Source organism: Ciceribacter azotifigens (assembly GCF_048159625.1).
GTDB lineage: Bacteria > Pseudomonadota > Alphaproteobacteria > Rhizobiales > Rhizobiaceae > Allorhizobium > Allorhizobium azotifigens.
In genome coordinates this window covers 64,538-88,377 of sequence record NZ_JBLQTA010000018.1, presented here as the reverse complement: position 1 = coordinate 88,377, position 23,840 = coordinate 64,538, and the positions used below count along the sequence as shown (strand labels likewise).

The following is a 23,840-nucleotide window of genomic DNA, read 5'->3' as shown; positions in this document are numbered from 1 at the left end:
GCGGCTTCGCTATCACCCAGCTACACCACTCGCCGGGACACGATCAAGAATAAGGGTGGTCTGGTCGAGATTTCGCCGAACGCCGGCGAGGTTCGCTATGGTCCTACCTCATTGATCGATGCACTGCGGCCGCTTGTTGTGCCCGAGTGACCTCGAGCCGAGACCGCCAGCCGAACCAGTTGCAGAAACAGTTCAGCGTTAGCTTAGGACGATGTCCTCTATGGGCCGAACCCGGACCACTGACGGTAAAGACAATGATGTCCGCTTGTCTTGGTGATGCCCCGGCAGCGAAACTTCAGCTTGCGGCCCCAAAGGCGACACTATCGAGTTTGCCTGGACAAAGCGGCGCTTGGCATCTTTCGGCAGAACACCGCGCGAGAGTGCCGTAGCATGACTGCGCTTCCTCCGAAACTGGGAGGCGCGACGCTCCGAGAAATAGCCGCCATCAAAAACCGCGCTGACGACGATGGTTAGCCCCGAGGGAGACCAGAGCCTGAGCGTTGTGCGGCAAACGCCTTGCAAGCCGATCCCGTTTGCGATTAGGATTCCTGCCGAGGCAGATACGCAGCTGCCTTGGGGCGTGCAAACCCCTCACGAAGACACGGGTGCCGGTCGGTTCGGCACCACACTCCTTGACCTTTATGGTCGGGGAGCCTGTGGCGTATGCAACAGGTTCTCCGAACTAAAGGCCACAGGGCCGTTTCGTGACGGTTTGCAACTCCCCGATCACCAGGGGTCAATGAGCAAGGACGCGGGGGCGCACCGCGAATGCTCTGGAAACCGGTTGAAGCAGGATCTGCCATCCCGCGTTTCCATTGATCCCCGCCTCGCACCAAGGGGAGCCGCCATGGACACGCAGCAGGCAGTGAGTTGCAGTATCTACACCTATGTTTACGGCGACGACCTGACGAGGACGAGCCGCCGCTTCTACGACACGCAGGACAAGGCGCGGCGGGATGTCGTGACCTTCCGCCGACAATTGCTCGCCAAGAAGGATCGCGACGACCCGCTACCGGACATGAAGATCGTCCGAATGGAGACGGTGCCGGTGACGCCGCAGGCGCTCGTTTCTCTGTTCAACGACCTCGACGGCAAGCTCGGCGATTTTATCCGCCTGCGGGAAGTGGTCGAGGTGATCACCGAGCCGCAAGTTGGGGCAGGGCAGGTCGGCCCCGTCGCCCGAGGCTGATAGGCCCTTTGTTTCGCTCGGCAAGGCGTTGTAGTCTGGAACGGAACGGGTCTGCGACAGGAGGTATGGTGATGGCGAGTGGTTGGGACAAGTCGCCCGGCCCGGAAAACGACTACACCAGCAGGCCCTGGACGCGAGTGCAGGCGGTCTTGCTCGTGGTGGCCGTTGTCGGGCTGTTTGTGGGGGTGAGCCTGCTCGAACTCAGGTAGTACCGGTTCTTCGGTGGTGCGGCGGGCTTCTTGGTTTAGCGTCCGGCGACCTCTCGCATGGACTGCCGAATTTACAGACGGGGAAGCGCCAGACGGTCGCCTGGAACAACGTCCTATCTCGGGACACATGCGCGGCCGCCGTCAAGCCCGTCACCGCGAGGTAGTCGTGCCACGAGATAGGGGTAGATGTGCTAAGCGAGTGATCCTAGCGGCCGTCTCGCCCATCTCATGCATGTCCAGTCCGCTTCGCCCGCCGCCTTGATTTCTCCGAGTTCCGTCGGCTCGGGTTGTGTCGTTGCGGGCCAGCCAGTTTGAGAATTCAACCAATCGTCCGAGTAGACCGTAGACAGGTAGCGGTGTCCTTCATCCGCCATGATGACGGCGACGATGTCCTGCGGATGCGTCCGCGCATACCAGTCCGCGACAAGTGTCGCGGCCCCGCTCGTCGGGCCGACGAACATCGCACGACTGCGATAGAGGTTTCTTGTCGCACTGAATGCCGGGTATGCTCCAACCCAATGGACGTCGTCTATAAGCGCATGATTCAGGTTCTTCGGAAGGATGCTGTTGCCCAGTCCGCGTAGCAGACGTGGTCCCGCCTTGTGGCCGAAGAGAACACTGTTGTTCGTGTCGACCGCTATGGAGCGCACATCGGGAAAAAGCGACCGGAGATAGGACGTCACGCCACTGAGGGATCCGCCAGAGCCTACGCACCCAACGACGCAATCGATCCGTCCGACTCTTTCGACCATGAGAGCCGCGAGGCGCGAATAGGAATGCGGATTTTCCGGGTTGTCGTATTGTCTTGGCCAGAAGGCACCCGGTGTGTTTTCAAGGGTGCGATGCAGCTCTGCGAGGCGACTTTCCTGCGCGCCGGTGCGGTATTCGTCCTCAACAAGGAGAACGGTGGAGCCAAGTTGTTCCAGTCTTTCCTTGTAGGCCGTGTCCATGAGGGTCGCGGCGCTGACGATTGTCAGGCTGTAGCCTCGGACAGCAGACAGCATGGCCAGCGCCATGGCGAACGTGCCGGAACTCGTCTCGACGACGTGTCCACCGGGCCGCAACACGCCATTTGCCTCTGCGCGTTCGAGAATGTAGCGGGCCGGTAGAAGCTTCATCAGGCGAAACTGGGCTGCATATAGGTTCCGCCTCAGACCGACGATCTGTGGCTGTTCATAGGCGGCAAGAAAACTATCACTGATCATCGCTACCCCCACAACGGTATTCCATCGACGTTTACGGAAAAGCGGAGGACGTCAACAAAACCACACTCGCGAGCAAGGGCAGCGGCCGCCGTCGCGCGGCGAGCGGCATGCGGGTCGCGCGCGTCGATCAGAACGCCCATGAGATTTCCGCTGTGGGCAACCTGCACGCCGCAGCCACCGACTTCGTCTGAGATCTTCAGGAGTTGGTCAAAATGGCGCTTGGGTAGATGACGTTGGCTGATCCGGGCGCTGGCAGTGGAGACCTGACCGAGCAGTCCTGCATCGCCCTCCCGGATCGCATGGCGTGCAAGGCCACGTAAGACGCGGAAACTTTCGATTTCCGAAGGGTCGTATCTTGCAGGCATTGCTGAAAGTGTATCTACCGGCGGGTCGTCGCGTGAGACAAAGCCAACCACATACAGTGGAGGATACTCCCCCGAAAAATACTCGAATACGGTCCCTTCTCGCTGCGCAAAAAGGACGGCTTGTTCGCCAAAGACGATGGCGTCACTCGCCGTCTCCGCAGCGACGGCCAGTCGGCAAATCGCCTGGCGATGAAGTTCTGCGCCTGCCGCGGCGGCAGCCGACCGTATCGCCGCAATGACATCAGCGGTCGACGACCCATAGCCATAGCCCACCGGAATGCTGGTCTCGATCGTCAGGGATCCGCGCGCGTCCCAATATCCCAACTCCTGGAATGCCAGAGTTGCGGCCTTGGCGGCCTTGTCGCGGCCATCCGGGCGCGTGCGGATCGCCGCCCCGTCGTCCGGCCAGAATGTCACGATCGACTCGGCCCGATGGCAAGGCAATGTCAGGAGTGCTCGGTGGAGCCTGCCTGCCTCGTCGGAAAAGACACCCTGAAGAAGCTCGCCGTGGTGACCAGTTGCCCTGCCAATGCCGACCCGCAATGGACGGGAGAAGACGTGATTAGGAGGCGTTAAGGAATCGAATGGAAAGCAGTTCGAGATCGACATGGAGCACCCGCAAAACGTGTCGCGCTGTTCCGCAATCTTCCGGCGCGGTATCGCCGGTGTCTCTCCTCACTTTTGGGGAGAATGGACGCATCGATGCGCATCGGCTTTGCTTTGAAGCGTTGGCGACCGGCTTCTGCAAATTCGACAATGGGGCTGTGCCTGGTGTTTCGGCGTCGCTGGCTGCCCGCTTAAACTACAATTTAATATTTTATGGCAAGGTAGTTTAAGCGGATCTGTTGCCGTGGTCCTCGTGTGCTAAGCGGGCTGAAAGCTGCGAATCTTCTCAAATATCTGCGGAGCAATCTCAAACTGACGTGCTTTGCCGCGACCCATTGAGTTCTTCACAAATGTCTCGGTCAACAGCCCGCGCTTTACCAGCGGGTCGATCGTTTCCACAACCCCTGTGCGCGTAAGCTTTGTTTTTTCTGTTATGTTTGAAATAGTTAACGCCTGATGCCCCTGATGCATGATGTAGAGAATACTCATCATGCCAATCTGCTTCAGACGCGATTGGGGCGTTTCGTCCTCGAGAGGATTGTCTAGGATCTCCCGAAATATGAAGGCCGAGAAGGCGAGATTGTGCCATTGGGCGTCGAGGGTGCTTGTCATTTGTTTAACTGCATAATATAAGGCTGTTTAAATTGAGCAGATGCCGAGCGATCGCTGCGGTCATGGACGGCACGCCGGTCTCGGAGGGTGTGGCATATGAGGAGCCTTCGTGTTGGGTGGTTCGTATCGCTGGCCATTGCCAGTTCATCACATCTCGTTCCTGGCGGCAACGCGCGCGCAGGCGATTGGGGATGCCAGGTGATCCTGTGTCTCTCCAATCCCGGAGGCGCGACGCAATTTGCCGAATGCCGTCCACCCGTCGAGAGATTGTGGCGTGAACTTGCGCAAGGGCATCCGTTTCCGGTCTGCACCGGCGTGGGGTTCCGGGCATCCAGGCCAGGCTACGAGCCTCTCTACTGCGACGAAGGCTACAGGCTTTCGCTTCGCTTTGGTGATCGCGGACGGGAGGCAAGCTGTGTGTCGATCACACCGCAACTCGTGAAGGATCCCGAATGTTCTCCAGACAGAGATCGCGCAGAACCCATCACAGCGCGGCGCATCGGGGACGGGGAACGCGCATGTCGGCGCTATGTGACGAGACAGCCGCATCTCCGTTCGAAACCGCATTATGTCGATGTGACAATCGACGGGATCGGGCGCCAACGGGTGTGGTACTGAGCCATGCCCATTGCGTTCCTCGACCTTGCACAAAATTGTGCGCCGACCGTCGCGGCCGACACCCTGGCTGGTGTCGTCAGTCTTGAAAGCGGCTTCGACCCGTTTGCCATCCGGATCACCGACCCCGCCCCGCTCTCGCGAAAGCCCTCGTCCAACTCGGAAGCGATCGAGATCGCAACGTCGCTGGCGGCCGAGCGCCAGGATATTCAGCTCGGCCTCGGCGGTATTAGCACGGAGCAACTCCGCAAGCTGAACCTCAGAATTTCCGAGGCATTCGATCCGTGTCGAAACATTCAGGCGACGGCGACACTGCTCGACGAATATTACCGTCTCGCAGTGAAGGCCGGAGCGGATTCCGACCAGGCTGACCAGTTGATGCTGCAATCCTACTACGGCCGAGGCAATCCCTCCGTCGGCTCCTTGGTCCACTACGACGATCAGGTCGAAGAGGAGGTGAACCGGCTCGGTAGAGCGCTTGCGACTGTCATGATTGGAGATGGCGGGCAGGGCGGGGGCAACACCGAAGAGAGCCCGGTCGAAGTCGCGGTCGAGACAGCAACCACCGACCGGCGAGCAGACGAGACGGCATCGGCGCCATCATGGGACGTTTTCAGTCTGCGACGGAGGTCTTCCGTCCTCGTGTTTCAAAACAGTCAAATGGAGCAGAGCGAATGACCTTGACCTCCCGTATCCGTCCAGTCGCCGCCTCGACCCTGATGGCCGTCGCCACAGTGGCCATCATGGTCGAACCGGCTTTCGCGCAAGCCGCCGGCATCGAGACCGTGCTGCAGAACATCGTCGACATGCTGACCGGCAACATCGCCAAGCTGCTGGCTGTGATCGCGGTGATCGTGATCTGCATTGCCTGGATGTTCGGCTACATGGATCTGAGACGGGCCGGATTCTGGATCATCGGCATTGGCGGCATCTTCGGCGCCACCGAACTTGTAAACACCATTGTCGGGAGCTGAGCGCATGCCGCCCGCACAGCCAACGCTCGAGGAAGACACGCTGTTCATTGCCTGCACCCGGCCGGCAATGATCGCCGGCGTGACAATGGAAGCGATGGGGCTGAACATCATGCTCACGACGATCCTCTACATCATCGCCGGCTCGATCGCCTACTTGGCTGTCGGCCTCGTCTTTCATCTGGTTTTCCGCGCGCTCGTCAAACACGACCAGAACATGTTCCGAATCCTGCTGGTCTGGGTGGAGACGCGCGGCCGGTCCCGCAACGGCTCTTATTGGGGCGGCGCCTCGCTGTCGCCGCTGAGGCTCGCCCGCCGCTATGACGAAAGAGACCTTGATTATGCCTGACCTCACCACGCTCAGGTCTCGCGAGCTCGGTCCGGAGACCTTCATCCCCTATATCCGCCATGTCGACCAATCGACGATCGCGCTCGATTCCAGGGCGCTGATGGTGATGATCGCGCTCGAAGGCGTCTCGTTCGAAACCGCGGACGTTCATGACCTTAACGCTCTTAATCGGGACCTCAACACGCTCTACCGGAACATCGCCGACGAACGGCTTTCCTTGTGGACCCATCTCATTCGCCGCCGGGACAGTGACTACCCCGAGGGAACCTTCACGACCGCCTTTTCGGCCGCGCTCGATGACAAGTACCGTAAGCGCCTGGTCTGCGAGGATCTGTTTCGCAACGACCTCTATCTGACAGTCATTCTTTCCCCCGCTCGAGACCCGGCTGACAGGGCGGCGACGCTGCTGTCGCGGCTGCGGCGTGCCCGCCGCACTCATGCCGAACTGGACGAGGAAGCCCTGAAGCAGCTTCGGGATGCGGTCGTCGACGTCAAGGCCGCGTTGAAGCGCTTCGAACCCCGGGTGCTCTCCGTCTACGAGCACGACGGTCTGCTGTTCTCAGAGCCCAGCGAAGTGCTGCATCAACTCGTCGGCGGCCGGCGTGAGCAGATCCCGCTGACGGAGGGACGCGTCGCTTCCGCGATCTATTCGGATCGTGTCATCTTCGGCCGCGAGACGACCGAAATTCGCAACGAGGCCGACAGCCGCTACGCCGGCATGCTGAGCTTCAAGGAATATCCAGCCCGCACCCGGGCGGGCATGCTGGATAGCGTGCTCACCAGTCCGTTCGAACTCATCCTCTCGCAATCCTTCTCCTTCGTCTCGAAGGTCGATGCCCGGACCATTATGGGCCGCAAGCAGAACCAGATGGTCAGCAGTGGCGACAAGGCGGCCTCGCAGATCGATGAGCTTGACGAGGCGATGGACGACCTTGAGTCCAACCGGTTCGTGCTGGGCGAGCATCACCTGACGCTTGCCGTCTTCGCCCCTTCAGTGAAGGAGCTGACCGACAATCTTGCCCAGGCGCGTGCGGGCCTGACGAGCGGTGGCGCTGTCGTTGCACGCGAGGATCTTGGCCTTGAGGCGGCCTGGTGGGCGCAGTTACCTGGCAACTTCCGCTATCGTGCCCGCTCCGGCGCAATCACCTCACGGAATTTCGCCGCCTTGTCGCCCTTCCATTCCTATCCGGTCGGCCAGAAAGACGGCAACGAGTGGGGTCCCGCCGTGGCACTGCTCAAGACGGCATCCGCATCGCCATACTATTTCAATTTCCACTACGGCGATCTCGGCAACACCTTCGTCTGCGGGCCATCCGGCGCCGGCAAGACGGTGCTTCTCAATTTCATGCTGTCGCAGCTTGGAAAGCACGATCCGCATGTGGTGTTCTTCGACAAGGACAGGGGAGCTGATCTCTTCGTGCGCGCCGCAGGCGGCACCTACCGACCCCTCAAGAACGGCGTGCCGACCGGCTGCGCGCCCCTTAAGGCCCTTGAACTCACGCCGGGCAACAAAGTGTTCCTGACGCGTTGGGTCGGCAAGCTTGTGGGATCATTGTCCCGGGAACTGAGCGTTGGCGAACTCCATGATATCGCCTCCGCGATCGACGGCCTTTCCGATCTTCCGGTGGAGCGCCGCACGATCGGGGCGCTAAGGACCTTCCTCAACAACACTGATCCCGAAGGTATTGCCGCGCGGCTGCGGCGGTGGGAAAGGGGAGGGCCGCTCGGCTGGGTCTTCGACAACGGCATCGAGGACATCGGCTTCGGCGAGTTTGGCGTTGGCGGCAAGTTCGCCGGCTACGACATGACCGATTTCCTCGACAACGAGGAAATCCGCACACCTCTGATGGCCTATCTCTTCCATCGCGTCGAGCAGTTGATCGACGGCCGGCGGATTATCATCGTCATCGACGAGTTCTGGAAAGCGCTCCAGGATGAAGGGTTTCGCGACCTCGCCCAGAACAAGCTCAAGACGATCCGCAAACAGAACGGCCTCATGTTGTTTGCCACGCAGAGCCCGCGCGACGCGATCGTCTCGCCAATCGCCCACACGATCATCGAGCAATGCCCGACGCAGATTTTCCTGCCGAACTCCCGCGGCAATCATGCCGACTATGTCGATGGATTCAAGCTGACGGAACGCGAATACGAGTTGATCGCGCGCGAGCTCTCCATCGAGAGCCGCCGGTTCATCCTCAAACAGGGACACAACAGCGTCGTCGCCGAACTGGACCTGAACGGCTTCGACGAGGAGCTCGCCATCCTCTCCGGCCGCACCGCCAATGTCGAACTTGCCGATGCCATCCGCGGCGAGGTCGGCGACTGTCCCAAGGATTGGCTTCCGGTTTTCCATGAAAGAAGGAGTGCGAGTTGATGACTTTCTTCCAATTTCACGGCGAAGCGCTTGCTGCCGCGCTCGTCCTTACGGCCAGCGCGGCGGCGGGGCAGGGGATTCCGGTGATCGACCAGACTGCAATCGTCAAGCACATCGAGACGATCGCCGAGCTCAAGTCGCAGCTCGATGCCCTCAATCAGCAGATCGAGCAGGCGCAGCAACTCTACGGCTCGCTCAACAAACTGACTGACATGGCCGATGTCGCCGGCGTCCTGAACGATCCAGCGATCCGCAAGGCGCTGCCTGAGGACTTCGGTGCCATCGAGGAGCTGTTCAACGGAAATGGCACGGGCGTCTTCAGTGACACCGCTTCGAAATTCGTCGAGACCAATTCGACGTACCGGACCAGCGCCGATGACTTCTATGCGCAGGAGCTAACCCGCATTCAAAACAGGAACGCCGGGCAGATGAGCCTCGGGCAGCAGATCTACGATGCGGTGACCAGGCGCATCGATGGGATCGATCAGTTGCGCGAGGAAATATCGACGGCAAGCGACGCCAAGGATATCGCCGATCTTCAGGCGCGGCTTCAAGCCGAGCAGGCCTTCCTTCAGGCGGACGTGCTGCGGATGGAGGGGCTCCGCATGATTCAGCAGGCGCAGGTTCAGATCGGTGAGCAACGCAAGGCCGAGGACTGGCGCAAGCGCATGGATGCGATGGGGGCAGCCCTCCAATGAGATCGTGGTTCGTATCCATTTTTCTCGCTCTTCTGGCCGGCTGCTGCTCGGAAGATGCAGAGCGTGTTTATACGGTGGAAGAACTGATGGCCGACGAGGCGTTGCTTGCCGAGTGGGTTGGCAAATGCCGTAACAACCCGGGAGAGTTGGGTGATACGCCGAACTGCCAGAATGCCGCCGCCGCGGATTTCAAGGCGCGTCTCGGAATAATGGGCAAGGCACCGGGAGGCTGAGGCATGTACCAGGTATTTGCCTTTGTGGACCAACAGTTCAAGACGCCACTCGAGACCTTTGTTTCCGATGGAACCTCGAACATCTCCGATTGGGTTTCGAATCCTCTAACGGCCGGGGTGACACTCTACGTCGTCCTTTACGGATACCTTGTGCTTCGCGGCTCCGTCCAGGAGCCGATCCTCGACTTCGCATTTCGGGTGATCAAGCTCGCTATCATCGTGATGCTGGTGAAGAATGCCGATCACTATCAGACCTACGTCACGAACACATTCTTCGACCTGCTCCCGCGCGAGATCTCGCAGGCGCTCAATACCGGCGCGGCGCCGAGCGCCTCAGCCTTCGACAGTCTGCTCGACAAGGGGCAGAGTTCTGCAAAGGAGATCTGGGCGCGGGGCTCTTGGCCCGTCGATGTCGTCACGGGCATCTGCGGGGCGATGGTGCTCGCTGCCAGCTTCCTCGTTGCCGCCATCGGCTACATCGTTTCGCTCTACGCGCGGCTGGCGCTCGCCATCGTGCTGGCGATCGGTCCGATCTTCGTGGCCCTTGCCATGTTCCAATCGACGCGGCGGTTCACCGAGGCATGGATCGGGCAGCTTGCAAACTTCGTGATCCTTCAGGTCCTCGTCGTAGCGATCGGATCGCTGCTGATCACCTGTATCGACACCACATTCACGGCAATCGAAGGATACAGTGACGTGCTGATGCGGCCGATCGCGCTTTGCGCCATCTGCCTTGCCGCTCTCTACGTCTTCTACCAGCTTCCGAGCATTGCTTCTGCCTTGGCGGCCGGCGGTGCATCGCTGACCTACGGCTACGGTGCGGCCCGGGACGCCCACGAGAGTTCGCTCGCCTGGGCTGCCTCACGTGGCTTCCGCGCCACCGGTCGTGGAGTGCGCGCCGTCGGACGGACGCTCAGATCGAAGGACGCCAGTTCATGACGCTCGTCGCCGGAAGAGAAAGAGGCCATTCACGAATGATCAGACCAGTCCTGCTGCTGTCCATGGTGGCGGTCTTAAGCGGTTGCGCGTCGGTGACTGATCCGCTCCCGAAATGCGACGGCCATTCGCGCCGGCCACTCAATCGTTCGATGTGGCAGTGGGAGGATAATAACAACGTCAAACAGGAACACTCGGATGCCCGACCGTCGTCGTCGTCCATAGCCACAGCCTATGGCGAAGAACGCAAGGAGTTGCCGGCCTTCGCCCATGTCGATATCGCCTCGTCCTATCGTCCTTGCGAGGGATAGCACCATGATCGCGCGAGACGAGCTCAAGAGCTATTTCGACAAAGCACGCCGCTTCGATCAGGATCGCATGATCCAGGTCGAGCGCTCGGCGCGCATCGCCTGGTCCGTCGCCATCGTGGCAGGCATCCTTGCCGGTGCATCGATATTTGCCGTCGCCGGTCTCACACCACTGAAGACGGTCGAACCGTTTGTTGTCCGGGTCGACAATTCGACGGGCATAGTCGACGTGGTCTCGGCATTGACGTCGACCGCCGGCACCTATGATGAGGCGGTGACCAAGTACTTCTCCGCGAAATATGTCCGCGCTCGCGAGGGTTATGTCTGGAGCGAATCCGAGGAGAACTTCCGAACCGTCGCACTCCTGTCCACTCAGCCCGAGCAGGCCCGATTTTCCGCCTTCTACCGCGGCAGCAATCCGGAATCGCCGCAGAATACCTATGGACGCGGCGCCACTGCGCGCATCAGCATCGCTTCGATCTCGCTGATCAACCCGAATGTCGTCTCCGTCCGCTACATGCGCACGGTTACCCGCGGCGAGGAAGTCCGCACGACGCACTGGGTTGCGACGCTCACTTTCACTTACGCGAACGCGCCGATGTCGTCGACCGACCGGCTGGTGAACCCCCTCGGCTTCGCCGTCAGCGAATACCGGGCCGATCCGGAGGCGATCAACTGATGCGGACAGCTGCAATTCTCACTCTTCTCCTGGCGGGCTCGGCTTCAACGACGCTCGCGCTCGAAATCCCGCGCGGTGCGTCGCAGGACAGCCGCATGCGCTTTGTCGACTATCAGCCGTACAACATCACCCGCATCATCGGCTCGCTGCGGTCCTCCGTGCAGGTCGAGTTTGCAGCCGACGAGGAGATCGCGCATGTCGCGCTCGGTAACAGTGTCGCGTGGGAGGTTGCTCCAGCAGGGAACATCCTCTTCCTGAAACCGCGGGAGAACCAGCCGGTCACCAATATCTCCGTTGTCACGACACGCCGGGATGGATCGACCCGGAGCTATCAGATGGAGCTGACGGTACGCGATGGGACTGTGGAGGTTGGGCAGAACACCTATTTCTATGTCAAGTACCGATACCCGGCCGACGAAGCGGAGCAACGGCGGCAAGCGGCTCATGCCCGTGTCCTTGTTGCCGAGGCCAAGGAAGTCGATGATGTGCTCGCTCTTCATGAGGCCTATGGGCCCCGAAACTGGCGCTATTCGGCGCAAGGCTCCATGGCTCTCGAACCGCAATCCGTTTACGACAACGGCAAGGTCACCACTTTTGCCTTTGTCGGCAATCAGGAAATGCCGGCGATCTACATCGAGAATTCGGACGGCAGCGAGAGCCTGGTGCCGAAATCGGTCGACGGTAACCTGGCCCTCGTCCATGCGATCAGCCGAAAATTCATCCTGCGCCGGGGAGGGGATGTGCTCTGCGTCTTCAACGAGGCCTATGACCGGGTTGGCATCAATCCCGACACGAACACGACTTCACCGTCGGTCGAGCGCGTCGTGCGGAGCGACGGCGACGGGGTTCGATAGGAGGCGGCCATGATTGAAGAGGATGGAAGCCGCATACCCGGCGAACGCGCAGAGACCCTCACGAGCAGGCGAATGGACAGCAATCCTGTCATGAAGCGGGGCGCGGTATCACTGGCCGTCATTGCCTTTGTCGCCTTCGCGCTCTGGTCCATGAGTGGCGCGAAAACACCAACGGACCCCGTGAAAGCGGAACGGGTGGTCATCCGCCAGACGGCGAATTTCGAGCCGGCCAAGGATAGAGTCGAGCCTGTTCAGGCCGAGCGGCAGGTGAAGCTGCCGACGCCCGTCCTTGCCGAGGAGGAAAGGCAAGAGGATCCGCTGCTCGATTCCGCGCGCCGTGCGCCGGTCATGGCCTATAGCGGCGGACAGAAAACCGCGACGTCGCATCGCCAGGACGAGGATACCCCCAATGCCTCAGAGACCCATTTTGTGCCGTTCGATGGAACCGTCGACCAGGACACGACCACCGCTGATGAACAGAGATTCAACGGGTTGCTTCGGCCGACCCGACTTGAGGGCTCTCGAGCTGGCACCCTCGGCAATCGAAACTTCATCGTTGCGATGGGTACCGCAATTCCCTGTGTCCTGGAAACGGCGATGTCGTCGGATCAGCCCGGCTTCACCAGTTGCGTGATGAACCGCGACGTTCTCTCGGACAATGGCCGGGTGGTGCTGATGGAGAAGGGCACCCAATTCGTCGGTGAATATCGTGGCGGTCTTCAGCGAGGACAGAAGCGGCTGTTTGTGCTCTGGAACCGGGCAAAGACGCCGAACGGCGTCATCGTCACCTTGGCCTCCCCGGCGACGGATGCGCTCGGCCGCGCCGGCGTCAACGGCCATGTCGATACACACTGGTGGGAGCGATTTGGAAGTGCTCTTCTTCTCTCGATCGTCGGCGATGCAACAAGCTATGCGAACAGTCGCCTGCAAGACAGTGACGTCGACGCCGAGAGCACGACCAGCGCAGGGAAACAGGCCGCCGCCATCGCTGTCGAGCAGTCGATCAACATCCCGCCGACACTCAACAAACACCAGGGCGAGCTCGTCTCGATCTTCGTGGCGCGGGATCTCGACTTTTCCGGTGTCTATGGACTGCGGGTGACCGAGCCGAGGAACAAGGTCCTCGACCGGGCGGTGCTCGGCGATTTCAGTCCGCAGTCCACTCTCGTCACGAAATAGGGTCGGACGCATGAGCGAGGGCACCGACGCGACCGTCGTCCGGGAATTGTTGTCGCCACTGGCGCCGTTCCTCAACGACAGGACGCTCTACGAAGTGATTGTAAATCGGCCAGGGCAGGTGCTGACGGAGGGCTCAGATGGGTGGCGGATCCATGATCTACCGGGGCTCTCGTTCGAAAAGTTGATGCGCCTTGCCCGGGCCGTGGCCAGCCTCTCTCATCAGGCGATCGATGAGACACGACCGATCCTGTCGGCGACGCTCCCGGGCGACGAACGGATTCAGATCGTCATCCCGCCGGCGACGACCAGGGGCACAGTCAGCATGACCATTCGAAAGCCATCCTCCGTTGCCTTGACGCTTGACGATCTCGATGAGAGGGAGTTTTTCGCGGAGACGCGAGCAGCCGCTGACGGCACCGCGACACAGGACGTGGAATTGCGCGAGTTATACCGTGCCGGTCGCTTCAAGGAGTTTCTGCGGCAGGCCGTTATCGCACGGAAGAACATTGTCATTTCCGGCGCAACCGGTTCGGCCAAGACAACCCTTTCGAAGGCGCTGATCAGGCACATTCCAGACGATGAGCGGATTATCTCGATTGAGGACACGCCGGAACTGGTAATTCCGCAGGCGAACCACGTACGACTCTTCTATTCCAAGGGCGCCCAGGGGCTCTCGAGCGCCGGCGCGAAAGAGCTGCTGGAATCGAGCCTGCGCATGCGGCCTGACCGCATCTTGTTGCAAGAACTCCGCGACGGCACTGCCTTCTACTACATCCGGAATGTCAATTCCGGTCACCCGGGATCGATAACAACGGTCCACGCCGGCTCTGCAAGGCTCGCCTTCCAGCAACTGACCCTGCTCGTGAAGGAATCCGAAGGCGGGCACAACCTCGAGCGTCAAGACATCGAAGCATTGCTGAGACTCTCAATCGACGTGATCGTTCAATGCAGAAGACTGGGAGGACGGTTCCGGGCGACAGAGATCTACTTCCGAACGTGACGGTGCCACCAATGTTCCGTGTTCCCGCCGCATCGGCGGTGGTTGCGATAGGAGCCTGTTGGCCACCTGCCGCCCTGACGGAAGCATCGGTGGTCACAGTGAGCATGGCCATATGTCCTGACGATGCCGTGCCCGAGCGGGCCCGGGCGCATTCGGCCGGTCAGATCGGAGAAGAATTCGAGGCTGACCAGCAATCCTGATCCGATCATCGCGAGCCGTTCGCGCTACCCTGCAGGGCAGCGAGATCCGAGATATCAGGCTCGAGGAACAAAGCCGGTGCGTGCCCTCAGACAAGCGGGTCGACATGGGTGCCTTGGCGGCAACTCGACAGCGGGCATGGCGAGACTTAACGCGGCGAGCGCTCCTTCCCGCCCCGGCCCGTTATCCGTTCCAAGAGCTCGCTGAGCGCGTTCGCCTGCTCGTCGGAAAGGTGCTGTCCGACCGCGGCTTCGATCGCGGCAGAATAGACCGCCCAGATCTCGCGACGCGCCGCCTTGCCGGCGTCGGTTATCGTGATGATCTGGCCACGACCATCCTCTTCGCAATGCTGACGCGCAATGTACCCGGCCTCTTCGATCCGGCCGAGCAAGCGCGACAGGTTGTATTGCGCGAGCAGCATGGCTTTCTCCAGTTCGAAGGGGCGCAAACCTTCCGGTCCGGCCCGCTCAACCTCGAGAAGAACGTCATACCAAGCGAGCGGCGGCAGCTTTGCGGCCTTCAGGCGTTGCTCGATCACGCCCATGGCGGTCTGTTGCGCTCTTGTCAGGCGCGCCCAGGCGCGAACGGCGGCATCACTCGGCTTCTGTTCCATGAGGGTTTCATAGCACAAAGATGCAGCTGCATCTAGATTGACATGTAGATGCAAATGCATTAAACAACATGCAAATGCATATATATGGAGTCATCATGTTTGCTGCCACCCCATCCGATCACGCCGCGCTGGTGCTACGTCTCAGCCTCGGTGTCATGTATCTGTCCCACAGCGTCCTTCTCAAGCTGTTGACCTACGGTCTCTCCGGGACGGCAATGTTCTTCGTGAACGTCGGCCTGCCCGGCTGGCTCGCCTACGTGACCTTCGCTGCCGAGGCGGCCGGTGGGGTCCTGCTTGTGTTGGGGGTGCAGACCCGATGGGTTGTGCTTGCGCTTACGCCGGCTCTGGCCGGCGCCATCATCTGGGTCCATGGCGCCAATGGCTGGGTCTTCACCATGCCCAACGGCGGTTGGGAATATCCGGCGTTTCTGCTGGCGATGAGCATCGTCCAGTTTCTGCTCGGCGACGGAACCCTCGCTCTTTCCCGTTCGAGGGCGTTCGAGTTCGGTCGCGGCTGACACGAAAACCACAGGAGATCCATCATGAAACACGAACTCTGCAAGGTTGCCGACATCCCCGCCGAGGGCAGCCTCCTTGTTCCCTTCTTCGGTCGCGAACTGCATGTCTACCGAAGCGGCGACCGGATAAGGGCGGCAGCCAACGTATGCCTGCATTTCGGAGGGCCGCTCGACTGCCGCGGCGGCAGGCTGGTCTGCCCGTGGCACAATGCCGCCTTCGACATGGCGACAGGTGACCGCGTCGAAGGGCCGGCGCCGAAGGGGTCGCGCCTCATGTTCCTGTCGACACGCGTCGAAGGCGATGCCCTCTACTATGTCTGGGGGGGAGTGACGGTCATGCCCTCGTTGACGTTGATCAGCCATCCGCTCTGCCCCTATGTGCAGCGCGCGGTGATTTCGCTTTCGGAAAAGGCCGTCCCTTTCAAGCGCATCGATATCGATCTTTCGCAGAAGCCGGAGTGGTTCCAGGCGATTTCGCCGCTCGGCAAGACACCGGTCCTGAAGGTCGGCGATCATTCCATCTTCGAAAGCGCCGTGATCCTCGAATACCTTGAAGAGACCGAGGCCAATCCGCTGCATCCTGCAGATCCCCTGGCACGTGCCGATCACCGCGCCTGGATCGAGTTCGGCTCAGCGGTCCTGGACGATATCGCAGGTTTCTATTCCGCGCCCGACGAGGCAGCTTTCAAGGCCAGGGTGGTCGCCCTGGAGGCGAAATTCGGCCGGATCGAACAGCGCCTCGACGATGGCCCGTTTTTCGACGGCGATCGGTTCTCGCTGGTCGACACGGTCTTCGGGCCCGTTTTTCGGTATTTCGACGTCTTCGACCTGGTCGGCGACTTCGGCGTTCTGGCGGACAAGCCCAAGACGCACGGGTGGCGCTCGGCTCTCGCGGCGCGCCCCTCCGTCGCATCCGCAGTCGGCGTCGACTACAACATGCGCCTCGAGGCCTTCCTGCGTGGACGCCAATCCCATCTGGCAAGACTGATGCGCTGAACTGCGCGGATCTCGGTCACTTGACGTCGTGAACACGGCAGACGCGGCGCGCGCCTGCCGCCGTGGACAGAGCCAGCCTGGAACCCGTCATGGCTCCCGATGTTAGGGGAAGAGCATCCACGCACAATTCCGATCCCGCGGGGTGGGATCGTGCCTTCAGAAGGAGTATTCCGATGGCCAGCGATACCGACCGCGATCCGCGGCACCACACGCGCAAGATGCGCGCTCGCCTCGAAGAGACGATCAATCACCCTCCGCGCGGATATCGACAAGGTCGACGAGCCGCAGCTCAAGGCAATGTTCGAGACGTCGGCCGAGGTCCTGGAAGGTTTGAGGACGGCGTTCTCGCACTACGAGAATCGCAGCGAAAACGCGTGGCGATGAGCACACCGCCGCGAATGCTGGGGTTGCCGAAGGGTGTGAGGCCGTTGCCGAAGGGTCTGAGGCGAATGGGAATCAGTGGGCCTCTGCCGCGCGGGCAGCCCCGGCAGATCCGTTGTTCCCGCGCGGCTCTTCGTCAGATTGATAGCTCCGTTTCAATCGCTCGATGAACGCGTCGAGTTCGGCGCCGGAGAAGCGCGAGGTGAGACGCCTTTCCTGGGCCGCGATGAGGTCGCGGGCTTCCTGCAGTATCGCCTGCCCCTGTGCGGTCAGGAACAGGTCTTTGCGCCGACGGTCGACGTCGGAGGTGCGGCGTTCGAGGAGTTGGCAGGCCTCCAGCCTGTCGACGAGCACCATTGTCGTCGCCTTGTCCATGCTGAGGCGTTGCGGGCAGCGCGAGTTACTCCGTCTTTGCCTCCATGGTGACAGTTTCGTCTCCAGACCTGACCCAGAGACGACAACTCTGGTCGACCCTCGCTGCATTGACGAAGAAGTGGCCGCCATCAAACAGGGGCGAGACACCGCGGAATTCGAAGCGGCTGGGCGGGCGGTCTCCGTTCATGCGGCTGGCGAGCCGCAGAAGGAATGTGGCCTGCAGGGGGCCGTGCACAAGGAGACCGGGATAGCCTTCTTCCCGTTGGCAGTAATCACGGTCGTAGTGGATCCTGTGCCCGTTGAACGTGACTGCCGAGTAGCGCGCGAGCAGAACCGGGTTCGCGTCCACTTCTTCCGTTCTTGCCGGTTCCGGCAGCGGGGTTTCGCGTGGCCGACGCCCGGCGGAAGTATCGAGCGGGCGATAGACGATATCGTGCCGTTCGTTGAGAACAAGACCGCGGGGGCCGAGATAGTCGTGGGTGACGGTGACGAAACACAACGTGCCGCTTCGCCCGGTCTTCAGCGCGATGTCGGCGATACGGGAGCGGCGTATCACCTCGTCTCCCACACGGAATTCGCCTGAGAAGACGAGCTCTCCGCCGGCCCACATGCGCCGGGGCAAGGGTACGGGCGGCAGGAAGTCGCCCCGGGCGGGATGGCCGTCAGGCCCCAAACCCGACATCGGTGCTATATCCGGCGAGAGGCACCAGTGGATGCCGGCCGGCGGTCGGTCGCCTTCGTTGAGAGCCGGCGCCTCGTCCAGAACGGCTGCTAGGCTGTTGGCAAGGCGCGGCGAAATCACATCCCGGCTTTCACGTGTTTTGCCGATCCACGTCTTCAAGTGTTCGATATCCAGATCCATGACAGTCTCCTAGAAAGAACGCGGCATGCCGAGGATGTGCTCGGCGACATAGGACAGGATCAGATTGGTCGATATCGGCGCGACCTGATAGAGACGTGTCTCACGGAACTTGCGCTCCACATCGTACTCGCAGGCGAAACCGAATCCTCCGTGGAATTGCAGGCAGGCGTTTGCGGCCTCCCAGCTGGCCTTGGCGGCCAGGTATTTCGCCATGTTCGCCTCGGCCCCACAGGGGAGGCCCGCATCGAACTTGCGGCAGGCCTCGTTGCGCATGAGGTTGGCGGCCTCGATCTCGATATAGGCTTCGGCGATCGGGAACTGTACACCCTGGTTCTGGCCAATAGGGCGACCGAAAACCACGCGGCTCGACGTGTATTCGATGATCTTGTCGGTGAACCAGTAGCCGTCGCCGATGCATTCCGCTGCGATCAGCGTGCGTTCTGCATTGAGGCCGGTAAGGATGTATTTGAACCCCTGTCCTTCTTCGCCGATCAGGTTCTCTACGGGGATCTCCAGGTCATCGAAGAACAGCTCGTTGGTCTCATGATTGACCATGTTGAGGATGGGGCGCGCCTCCATCCCCTTCTTCATGGCCTCCTTCACATCGACGAGGAAGATCGAAAGGCCTTCGGACTTCTTCCGCACCTTGTCGAGGGGCGTCGTGCGGGCGAGCAAGATCATCAGGTCGGAATGCTGCACCCGGCTGATCCAGGTTTTCTGACCCCTGATGACCCAGCGGTCACCCTTGCGGGTTGCGGTGGTCTTTAGTTGCGTCGTGTCGGTGCCGGTGGTTGGCTCGGTCACACCCATGCTCTGCAGGCGCAGCTCTCCGCTGGCGATCCGCGGCAGATATGTTCGTCGCTGTTCTTCCGAGCCGTGCCGGATCAGCGTATTCATGTTGTACATCTGTCCATGGCAGGCGCCGGAATTGCCGCCGGCACGGTTGATCTCTTCCATGATGATCGCCGCTTCCGTCAGGCCAAGGCCCGACCCGCCGTATTCCTCGGGAATCAAGGCAGACATCCAGCCTTCCTTCGTCAGCGCGTCGACGAACTCCTCCGGATAGGCGCGGGCTTCATCCACTTTGCGGTGATACTCCGCCGGAAAACTTGCGCAGAGCGCGCGGATGCCCTCGCGCAGTTCCGCGTGGGTTTCGTGCTGGCTGTTGATGTCTTTCAAAGGGTGGCTCCGTCAGTATGCAGGGTTCGGCTGCTATCAGCTGAACCAGTCGCGCATGGAGAGGGCCTGCGGCAGGGCGTGCAGGCGGTTGAGAAGGGTGTCGGCGTCGGCGTTCAACACGGGGCCGGCCAGCGTGCGGAACTTGGCGGCAATGGCCTGCGCGTCGGGAAAGGTTTCCGGCTCGCCCGAAGGGTCGGAGATGCGCAGGCGGTAATCGATATTCCTTGCCCGAAGGGTGAGCGTAGCGCCGAAGGGATGGCGCAGGTTCTCGAGGCTTTCGTCGCGGACCACGTCCACCCGGGCGGCCAAGGCCTCGGTTTCGGGTTTGCCGAGGAGATCATAATCGTCCCAGCCGAAGCGGCCCCGCAAAAGTGCGGCGGCAGCGGCGAAGGGCATGGAGAACTGGCCTTCGACAACGCTGCGGGCCCGGCGCTTTTCCGCAATCGGAGCACCGACCAGGGTAATGCCGTTGCGATGCAGGCCTACGGTAATGGCCTCCACCTCGTCCGGTGCAAGGTTGAGGTCCCGTCTCAGCGCAAGAAGACCATCCACCGCGGCGTGGGTGTAGCGGCAGGCGGGGTAGGGTTTGATGCCGATGCGCAACGTTTCCCACACCGTTCCGAGGCCCGCCACCGCCCGCTCGGGGTCGGCGCCGTCGCTGTAACCACGCAGGAAGCCATGTTTGCCGTCGATAGCATCTTCTGCGCCGACGAAGTCCGAAGCAGCAAGCGTTGCCGCCATGAGACCCTTCATCGATGCCTCGCCCACCTGATAGCGCTTGTTCCAGGCGCCGTTGACGAGGAACTGCAGAGAGCCGGAGGCCTGGCTCGCGGCAACGCCGAGAGCAGCCGACATGGCCTTCGCATCCAGCCCGAGAGGACGCCCGGCGGCCACCGCAGCGCCAAAGGTGCCGGCAGTCGCCGTAGGATGAAAGCCGCGAGCGTAGTGTTCCGTCGGGTCGAGCGCCATGCCAAGGCGGCAGCACACCTCGAAGCCCATGACGACCGCCGCAAGGAAATCGGCGCCGGATGCGCCGGTCAGTTCGGCTGCCGCAAGAGCGGCTGGAACCACCGGCGCGCTGGGGTGAAGCGAGCTGTCCGCGTGGGTGTCGTCGAAGTCGAGGCTATGACCGAACGTACCGTTCAGAAGAGCCGCGGCGGCCGCGCCGTAGTGCCGGTTTAGGCCGAAAACGGTGCAGGGGCCGTCGCCCTCCATGCCGAGACGCTCCAGCATGGCGAGGACCGCAGGGGTGGAATCCGCCTCATGCGCTGCCCGCAGGATCGAGCCGGTAAAATCGGTCACGAGCGCCAGGGCGCGCGCCATGACCTCGTCCGGAATTTCGCGTGTATCGATACCGCAGGCAAAGCCGGCGAGGGTCATGGTCAGGGACATGCGTCACTCCTTTTGGCCTGCGCCAGGTGGCGAGCCATGATCTGCTCGGCCCGGCGGATCACCGGTGCATCGACCATGGCGCCGTCGACCCGCGCCGCCGTTCCGCCAGTCGCCGCGGCCAGAATTCTCGCAGCCCAGTTCAGCTCAGCCTCAGACGGACAGAAGCCGCGGCGCGCCGGGACAATCTGAGCCGGATGAATCAGCAATTTGCCGGAAAAGCCCAATTCGGCAGCATGGGCGCAGTCGTCGGCGATCAGATCGGCATCGTGGATGGCGGTGGTCACGCCGTCTATCGGCGCGGGCCGCCCCGCCAGGCGGGCGGCCATGACAAGGGCCGAGCGCGCTGCCAGAAGTGACTGCCGCGTGTGGGCCATCGCGAGGTCAGCGGCAAAATCGATGGAGCCGAAGGCGATCCGGGCCGATGCTTCGGCAATCTCGACCGCCCGATGAAGCCCGACTGCCGTTTCCACCAGGGCAATTACCGGACATCCGCAGTGATCCTCGACACGGCGGAGCTCTTCAGCGCTTTCCGCCTTCGGGAGAAGCACGGCCGGCAGCCGCAGCTGCGCCGCGGCTGCCATATCCGCTTCATGCCACTCCGTGCCAGCCGCGTTGATCCGCAGCAGGACAGGCATGTCGGGTGGCACGAAGGACAATCCTTCCGGCAACTGCTCGCGTGCTCGCTCTTTAACCTGCGGAGCGACGGCATCTTCCAGATCGATGATCACGGCATCCGGGCCGGCGAAGGCGGCCTTTGCGAACCTGTCGGCCCGGTCGGCGGGCACGAACAGGGGAAGCGTCATATTGGCGATTTCCCTATGCATCGGCTTACCCGGCTCTCCTCTTGTGCAGGCGGATCATGCGGAGCCGGGGGTATAAATGGAAATATATTTTTTATCTCAGATCCATAGCGCAAATGTATTGCAACGACATGGCCAGCTATCTGTTTTCGTTATGCCGGATGGAGAAAGCCGTTATTTGATGTGATGGCTGGTTTCGTCAATCCTGCCGCAAATCCAAGGGTGCACTTTTGGGCATCCAGTATTGCGAAGGGATGCCAGTCATGACGAATACCGACCTTGCCGGCCTTCTTGTGGTTTCCGTCGAACAGGCCGTCGCCGCGCCACTGGTCTCGTCGCGGCTGGCCGAGGCGGGTGCGCGGGTCATCAAGGTCGAGCGGCCGGAAGGGGATTTCGCCCGGAACTATGACCGGCTGGTCCACGGTGAAAGTGCCTATTTCGTCTGGTTGAATCGCGGCAAGCAGTCCGTCTGCCTTGACCTGCGCGAGGAGAGGGAAAGAGCAATCCTGACGCGGATGATCGCGCGGGCCGACGTCTTCATTCAGAACCTGGCGCCCGGCGCCATCGACCGGCTGGGCTTTGCGCCCGACGTGCTGCGTGAGCGGTATCCGCGCCTCATTACGCTGTCGATCTCCGGCTATGGCGAGGACGGACCGTACAAGGACCTCAAGGCCTATGACCTGCTGGTTCAGGCCGAGAGCGGGCTTTCCTCGATCACCGGGACGCCCGAGGGCATGACCCGCGTGGGCATCTCGATCTGCGACATCGCCGCGGGTGCGACAGCCCATCAGGCGGTGCTGCAAGCCCTTTACGCACGGGAGCGGACCGGAAAGGGGCGACATATTGCAGTCTCGCTTTTCCATGCGCTGACCGACTGGATGAATGTGCCCTATCTGCAATACGTCTACGGCGGGCAGGTCCTGCCCCGCAATGGGCTCACACATCCGACCATCGCGCCCTATGGCGCCTATGCCGACCGCGACGGGCGGCGGGTATTGTTCTCGATCCAGAACGAGAGGGAATGGGCGCAGTTCTGCTCGAATGTACTCGATCTGCCCGAGCTTGCCACAGATGAGCGATTTTCCGATAACTCGGCCCGAGTGGCCAATCGCCCGGCCCTGAACGCCATTATCGAGGCCGCCTTCGGGAGCCTTAGCCGCGATCATATCGTTGAGCGGTTGGAGAAGGCGCGTATCGCCTATGGGCGCGTGTCGACCCTTCAGGATCTCGCCGCCCATCCGCAGAACCGCTACGTCGAGGTCGAAACGCCTTCAGGACAGGTACGGATGCTGGCTCCTGGAACCGTGGTGGACGGGCAAGTGGCCGAGTTGGGCGCGGTCCCTGCTCTGGGGGCCCACACCCGCGAGATCATGGCGGAGTTTGACGGGGTCGCCTCGGCGGATTGAGGTACATGAGATGGCGTCCAGAACAACGATCCTTTCCCCTGCCGGCGTGGCCAAATCGGACAATCTGAGCGTTCTCGCCGAAGCATTCCGGAAGCGGAATGCGAAGCGGATCCTCGATATCGGCTGCGGCAGTGGGAGCTTGGCGGTGCGATTGGCCGCTGCGGGTTTCGATGTAACCGGCGCCGACCCGCGTGCGGAGGCAGTAGCGGCCGCGCGGCGGCTCGCGCCGGATGCGTCCTTCATACAGGCCGCCGCCGAGACCTTGCTCGACGACATCGGTCCCTTCGATGCTGCCTGCATGGTCAATGCCCTGCATCATGTGGCGCCTGCCGAGATGCAGAATGCCCTGTCCCGAATACTTTCCCTGTTGTGCCCCGGTGGGGAGCTTCTTGTGATCGAGCCCGTCGCCGACGGCAGTTTCTTCCGCTGCATGCAGCCCATCGATGACGAGACTGAAGTGCGCGCCCTTGCCATCGCAGCAATCGATTCGTTCGTTGCGGGTGGCGGGGCGGTGCTGCGCGATCTGCTGCGGTGGGACCGGGAAAGCCGGTTCAGCGACTTGCAGGGATTTATCGACTATCTGCTGGATGTCGACCCCGACCGGGCGGCGACAGTTGAACGGGAGCGCCTCGAACTCGAGCGGGTCTGGCGCGACGAGCTCCTGATCCGCGACGGCAAGGCCGTTCTCGTTCAACCAATCCTTTGCTGGATCCTTGCGCGGGCCAATGCGGGCTGAGT

Annotated in this window: 28 protein-coding genes and 1 pseudogene; 20 read left to right on the top strand and 9 right to left on the bottom strand. The window is 61.6% G+C overall.

All coding sequences use genetic code 11. From position 1 onward, the window contains the following. The first annotated feature begins 847 nt into the window (after positions 1 to 847). Both ACM6UT_RS20245 and ACM6UT_RS20240 read left to right on the top strand, forming a co-directional pair. On the top strand, positions 848 to 1,189 hold the full coding sequence (locus ACM6UT_RS20245) for a hypothetical protein (protein ID WP_416799148.1): 342 nt from the start codon (positions 848 to 850) through the stop codon (positions 1,187 to 1,189). A 71-nt stretch (positions 1,190 to 1,260) separates the two neighbouring features. Then, the gene (locus tag ACM6UT_RS20240; RefSeq protein WP_416799147.1) at positions 1,261 to 1,398 is read left to right on the top strand and encodes a hypothetical protein; all 138 of its coding nucleotides are present in this window, start codon (positions 1,261 to 1,263) and stop codon (positions 1,396 to 1,398) included. 191 nt (positions 1,399 to 1,589) lie between these two features. On the opposite strand, the gene ACM6UT_RS20235 is transcribed toward ACM6UT_RS20240, so the two are convergent. From ACM6UT_RS20235 to ACM6UT_RS20225, 3 genes are all read right to left on the bottom strand, one after another. Continuing rightward, on the bottom strand, positions 1,590 to 2,603 hold the full coding sequence (locus tag ACM6UT_RS20235; protein WP_416799146.1) for a cysteine synthase family protein: 1,014 nt from the start codon (positions 2,601 to 2,603) through the stop codon (positions 1,590 to 1,592). Between the two features lie 2 nt (positions 2,604 to 2,605). Then, positions 2,606 to 3,577 carry a GHMP family kinase ATP-binding protein gene (locus tag ACM6UT_RS20230; RefSeq protein ID WP_416799145.1) on the bottom strand — a complete coding sequence of 324 codons (972 nt, stop codon included), beginning with the start codon at positions 3,575 to 3,577 and terminating at the stop codon, positions 2,606 to 2,608. Positions 3,578 to 3,832: 255 nt separating this feature from the next. Continuing rightward, positions 3,833 to 4,186: a helix-turn-helix domain-containing protein gene (locus tag ACM6UT_RS20225; RefSeq protein WP_416799144.1), complete on the bottom strand. Its 354-nt coding sequence runs from the start codon at positions 4,184 to 4,186 to the stop codon at positions 3,833 to 3,835. A gap of 96 nt (positions 4,187 to 4,282) precedes the next feature. Here ACM6UT_RS20225 and ACM6UT_RS20220 point away from each other — a divergent pair, with 96 nt between their 5' ends. Genes ACM6UT_RS20220 through virB11 form a run of 13 tightly spaced genes read left to right on the top strand, consistent with a single transcriptional unit; the run spans position 4,283 to position 14,382 of the window. Next, complete coding sequence (locus ACM6UT_RS20220) at positions 4,283 to 4,804, top strand: hypothetical protein (RefSeq protein WP_416799143.1); 522 nt, start codon at positions 4,283 to 4,285, stop codon at positions 4,802 to 4,804. Positions 4,805 to 4,807: 3 nt separating this feature from the next. Beyond that, positions 4,808 to 5,479, top strand: coding sequence for a lytic transglycosylase domain-containing protein (locus ACM6UT_RS20215; protein ID WP_416799142.1), 672 nt, complete (start codon positions 4,808 to 4,810; stop codon positions 5,477 to 5,479). Continuing rightward, positions 5,476 to 5,775: a TrbC/VirB2 family protein gene (locus ACM6UT_RS20210; protein ID WP_416799141.1), complete on the top strand. Its 300-nt coding sequence runs from the start codon at positions 5,476 to 5,478 to the stop codon at positions 5,773 to 5,775. The genes ACM6UT_RS20215 and ACM6UT_RS20210 overlap by 4 nt, the downstream gene beginning before the upstream one ends. Positions 5,776 to 5,779: 4 nt before the next feature. Beyond that, positions 5,780 to 6,121 (top strand): VirB3 family type IV secretion system protein, encoded by a 342-nt coding sequence (locus ACM6UT_RS20205; protein ID WP_416799140.1) that lies wholly within the window; start codon positions 5,780 to 5,782, stop codon positions 6,119 to 6,121. Continuing rightward, positions 6,114 to 8,495 (top strand): VirB4 family type IV secretion/conjugal transfer ATPase, encoded by a 2,382-nt coding sequence (locus tag ACM6UT_RS20200; protein WP_416799139.1) that lies wholly within the window; start codon positions 6,114 to 6,116, stop codon positions 8,493 to 8,495. The genes ACM6UT_RS20205 and ACM6UT_RS20200 overlap by 8 nt, the downstream gene beginning before the upstream one ends. Then, positions 8,495 to 9,193, top strand: a complete 699-nt coding sequence (gene virB5 / locus ACM6UT_RS20195) for a P-type DNA transfer protein VirB5 (RefSeq protein ID WP_416799138.1) — start codon at positions 8,495 to 8,497, stop codon at positions 9,191 to 9,193. Before ACM6UT_RS20200 ends, virB5 begins: the two co-directional genes overlap by 1 nt. Further along, positions 9,190 to 9,426, top strand: coding sequence for an EexN family lipoprotein (locus ACM6UT_RS20190; RefSeq protein WP_416799137.1), 237 nt, complete (start codon positions 9,190 to 9,192; stop codon positions 9,424 to 9,426). The genes virB5 and ACM6UT_RS20190 overlap by 4 nt, the downstream gene beginning before the upstream one ends. Positions 9,427 to 9,429: 3 nt before the next feature. Then, positions 9,430 to 10,365, top strand: a complete 936-nt coding sequence (locus ACM6UT_RS20185) for a TrbL/VirB6 family protein (protein ID WP_416799136.1) — start codon at positions 9,430 to 9,432, stop codon at positions 10,363 to 10,365. Then, positions 10,362 to 10,673: a hypothetical protein gene (locus ACM6UT_RS20180; RefSeq protein WP_416799135.1), complete on the top strand. Its 312-nt coding sequence runs from the start codon at positions 10,362 to 10,364 to the stop codon at positions 10,671 to 10,673. Before ACM6UT_RS20185 ends, ACM6UT_RS20180 begins: the two co-directional genes overlap by 4 nt. Positions 10,674 to 10,677: 4 nt before the next feature. Continuing rightward, positions 10,678 to 11,349 (top strand): VirB8 family type IV secretion system protein, encoded by a 672-nt coding sequence (locus tag ACM6UT_RS20175; RefSeq protein WP_416799134.1) that lies wholly within the window; start codon positions 10,678 to 10,680, stop codon positions 11,347 to 11,349. Then, complete coding sequence (gene virB9 / locus ACM6UT_RS20170) at positions 11,349 to 12,203, top strand: P-type conjugative transfer protein VirB9 (RefSeq protein WP_416799133.1); 855 nt, start codon at positions 11,349 to 11,351, stop codon at positions 12,201 to 12,203. The genes ACM6UT_RS20175 and virB9 overlap by 1 nt, the downstream gene beginning before the upstream one ends. A 9-nt stretch (positions 12,204 to 12,212) precedes the next feature. Next, entirely contained in the window at positions 12,213 to 13,382 is a 1,170-nt protein-coding gene (gene virB10 / locus ACM6UT_RS20165; RefSeq protein WP_416799132.1) for a type IV secretion system protein VirB10, read from the top strand. A gap of 10 nt (positions 13,383 to 13,392) precedes the next feature. Next, complete coding sequence (virB11, locus tag ACM6UT_RS20160) at positions 13,393 to 14,382, top strand: P-type DNA transfer ATPase VirB11 (RefSeq protein WP_416799131.1); 990 nt, start codon at positions 13,393 to 13,395, stop codon at positions 14,380 to 14,382. A 346-nt stretch (positions 14,383 to 14,728) separates the two neighbouring features. Here virB11 and ACM6UT_RS20155 read toward each other — a convergent pair whose 3' ends face one another. Continuing rightward, the gene (locus ACM6UT_RS20155; RefSeq protein ID WP_416799130.1) at positions 14,729 to 15,124 is read right to left on the bottom strand and encodes a MarR family winged helix-turn-helix transcriptional regulator; all 396 of its coding nucleotides are present in this window, start codon (positions 15,122 to 15,124) and stop codon (positions 14,729 to 14,731) included. Between the two features lie 164 nt (positions 15,125 to 15,288). Between ACM6UT_RS20155 and ACM6UT_RS20150 the strand changes: the two genes are divergently transcribed. The 3 genes and pseudogenes from ACM6UT_RS20150 to ACM6UT_RS20140 all read left to right on the top strand — a co-directional run bounded on the left by ACM6UT_RS20150 (position 15,289) and on the right by ACM6UT_RS20140 (position 16,707). Further along, entirely contained in the window at positions 15,289 to 15,711 is a 423-nt protein-coding gene (locus ACM6UT_RS20150) for a DoxX family protein (protein WP_416799129.1), read from the top strand. A gap of 24 nt (positions 15,712 to 15,735) precedes the next feature. Continuing rightward, a pseudogene (locus ACM6UT_RS20145) lies at positions 15,736 to 15,960 on the top strand (Rieske (2Fe-2S) protein); the annotation flags it as partial. Between the two features lie 87 nt (positions 15,961 to 16,047). Beyond that, complete coding sequence (locus tag ACM6UT_RS20140) at positions 16,048 to 16,707, top strand: glutathione S-transferase family protein (protein ID WP_416799151.1); 660 nt, start codon at positions 16,048 to 16,050, stop codon at positions 16,705 to 16,707. Between the two features lie 456 nt (positions 16,708 to 17,163). Here ACM6UT_RS20140 and ACM6UT_RS20135 read toward each other — a convergent pair whose 3' ends face one another. The 5 genes from ACM6UT_RS20135 to ACM6UT_RS20115 are packed head-to-tail and all read right to left on the bottom strand — an operon-like array spanning position 17,164 to position 21,699. After that, the gene (locus tag ACM6UT_RS20135) at positions 17,164 to 17,445 is read right to left on the bottom strand and encodes a MarR family winged helix-turn-helix transcriptional regulator (protein ID WP_416799128.1); all 282 of its coding nucleotides are present in this window, start codon (positions 17,443 to 17,445) and stop codon (positions 17,164 to 17,166) included. Positions 17,446 to 17,488: 43 nt separating this feature from the next. Further along, positions 17,489 to 18,325, bottom strand: coding sequence for an HTD2 family dehydratase (locus ACM6UT_RS20130; protein WP_416799127.1), 837 nt, complete (start codon positions 18,323 to 18,325; stop codon positions 17,489 to 17,491). 9 nt (positions 18,326 to 18,334) lie between these two features. After that, positions 18,335 to 19,495, bottom strand: coding sequence for an acyl-CoA dehydrogenase family protein (locus ACM6UT_RS20125; protein ID WP_145926149.1), 1,161 nt, complete (start codon positions 19,493 to 19,495; stop codon positions 18,335 to 18,337). Between the two features lie 45 nt (positions 19,496 to 19,540). Beyond that, entirely contained in the window at positions 19,541 to 20,896 is a 1,356-nt protein-coding gene (locus ACM6UT_RS20120; RefSeq protein ID WP_416799126.1) for an MmgE/PrpD family protein, read from the bottom strand. Then, the gene (locus ACM6UT_RS20115; protein ID WP_064334743.1) at positions 20,887 to 21,699 is read right to left on the bottom strand and encodes an HpcH/HpaI aldolase/citrate lyase family protein; all 813 of its coding nucleotides are present in this window, start codon (positions 21,697 to 21,699) and stop codon (positions 20,887 to 20,889) included. Before ACM6UT_RS20115 ends, ACM6UT_RS20120 begins: the two co-directional genes overlap by 10 nt. A gap of 260 nt (positions 21,700 to 21,959) precedes the next feature. On the opposite strand from ACM6UT_RS20115, the gene ACM6UT_RS20110 reads away from it, so the two are divergent. Next, entirely contained in the window at positions 21,960 to 23,102 is a 1,143-nt protein-coding gene (locus ACM6UT_RS20110) for a CaiB/BaiF CoA transferase family protein (protein WP_416799125.1), read from the top strand. Positions 23,103 to 23,148: 46 nt separating this feature from the next. After that, positions 23,149 to 23,838 (top strand): class I SAM-dependent methyltransferase, encoded by a 690-nt coding sequence (locus ACM6UT_RS20105; RefSeq protein WP_416799124.1) that lies wholly within the window; start codon positions 23,149 to 23,151, stop codon positions 23,836 to 23,838. Positions 23,839 to 23,840 lie beyond the last annotated feature (2 nt).

Bases quoted from the DNA above. Each gene is read 5' to 3' on its own strand.
- ACM6UT_RS20245 (WP_416799148.1), top strand. From the start codon at position 848: ATGGACACGCAGCAGGCAGTGAGTTGCAGTATCTACACCTATGTTTAC.
- ACM6UT_RS20240 (WP_416799147.1), top strand. From the start codon at position 1,261: ATGGCGAGTGGTTGGGACAAGTCGCCCGGCCCGGAAAACGACTACACC.
- ACM6UT_RS20235 (WP_416799146.1), bottom strand. From the start codon at position 2,603: ATGATCAGTGATAGTTTTCTTGCCGCCTATGAACAGCCACAGATCGTC.
- ACM6UT_RS20230 (WP_416799145.1), bottom strand. From the start codon at position 3,577: ATGTCGATCTCGAACTGCTTTCCATTCGATTCCTTAACGCCTCCTAAT.
- ACM6UT_RS20225 (WP_416799144.1), bottom strand. From the start codon at position 4,186: ATGACAAGCACCCTCGACGCCCAATGGCACAATCTCGCCTTCTCGGCC.
- ACM6UT_RS20220 (WP_416799143.1), top strand. From the start codon at position 4,283: ATGAGGAGCCTTCGTGTTGGGTGGTTCGTATCGCTGGCCATTGCCAGT.
- ACM6UT_RS20215 (WP_416799142.1), top strand. From the start codon at position 4,808: ATGCCCATTGCGTTCCTCGACCTTGCACAAAATTGTGCGCCGACCGTC.
- ACM6UT_RS20210 (WP_416799141.1), top strand. From the start codon at position 5,476: ATGACCTTGACCTCCCGTATCCGTCCAGTCGCCGCCTCGACCCTGATG.
- ACM6UT_RS20205 (WP_416799140.1), top strand. From the start codon at position 5,780: ATGCCGCCCGCACAGCCAACGCTCGAGGAAGACACGCTGTTCATTGCC.
- ACM6UT_RS20200 (WP_416799139.1), top strand. From the start codon at position 6,114: ATGCCTGACCTCACCACGCTCAGGTCTCGCGAGCTCGGTCCGGAGACC.
- virB5 (WP_416799138.1), top strand. From the start codon at position 8,495: ATGACTTTCTTCCAATTTCACGGCGAAGCGCTTGCTGCCGCGCTCGTC.
- ACM6UT_RS20190 (WP_416799137.1), top strand. From the start codon at position 9,190: ATGAGATCGTGGTTCGTATCCATTTTTCTCGCTCTTCTGGCCGGCTGC.
- ACM6UT_RS20185 (WP_416799136.1), top strand. From the start codon at position 9,430: ATGTACCAGGTATTTGCCTTTGTGGACCAACAGTTCAAGACGCCACTC.
- ACM6UT_RS20180 (WP_416799135.1), top strand. From the start codon at position 10,362: ATGACGCTCGTCGCCGGAAGAGAAAGAGGCCATTCACGAATGATCAGA.
- ACM6UT_RS20175 (WP_416799134.1), top strand. From the start codon at position 10,678: ATGATCGCGCGAGACGAGCTCAAGAGCTATTTCGACAAAGCACGCCGC.
- virB9 (WP_416799133.1), top strand. From the start codon at position 11,349: ATGCGGACAGCTGCAATTCTCACTCTTCTCCTGGCGGGCTCGGCTTCA.
- virB10 (WP_416799132.1), top strand. From the start codon at position 12,213: ATGATTGAAGAGGATGGAAGCCGCATACCCGGCGAACGCGCAGAGACC.
- virB11 (WP_416799131.1), top strand. From the start codon at position 13,393: ATGAGCGAGGGCACCGACGCGACCGTCGTCCGGGAATTGTTGTCGCCA.
- ACM6UT_RS20155 (WP_416799130.1), bottom strand. From the start codon at position 15,124: ATGGGCGTGATCGAGCAACGCCTGAAGGCCGCAAAGCTGCCGCCGCTC.
- ACM6UT_RS20150 (WP_416799129.1), top strand. From the start codon at position 15,289: ATGTTTGCTGCCACCCCATCCGATCACGCCGCGCTGGTGCTACGTCTC.
- ACM6UT_RS20140 (WP_416799151.1), top strand. From the start codon at position 16,048: ATGCCCTCGTTGACGTTGATCAGCCATCCGCTCTGCCCCTATGTGCAG.
- ACM6UT_RS20135 (WP_416799128.1), bottom strand. From the start codon at position 17,445: ATGGTGCTCGTCGACAGGCTGGAGGCCTGCCAACTCCTCGAACGCCGC.
- ACM6UT_RS20130 (WP_416799127.1), bottom strand. From the start codon at position 18,325: ATGGATCTGGATATCGAACACTTGAAGACGTGGATCGGCAAAACACGT.
- ACM6UT_RS20120 (WP_416799126.1), bottom strand. From the start codon at position 20,896: ATGTCCCTGACCATGACCCTCGCCGGCTTTGCCTGCGGTATCGATACA.
- ACM6UT_RS20115 (WP_064334743.1), bottom strand. From the start codon at position 21,699: ATGACGCTTCCCCTGTTCGTGCCCGCCGACCGGGCCGACAGGTTCGCA.
- ACM6UT_RS20110 (WP_416799125.1), top strand. From the start codon at position 21,960: ATGACGAATACCGACCTTGCCGGCCTTCTTGTGGTTTCCGTCGAACAG.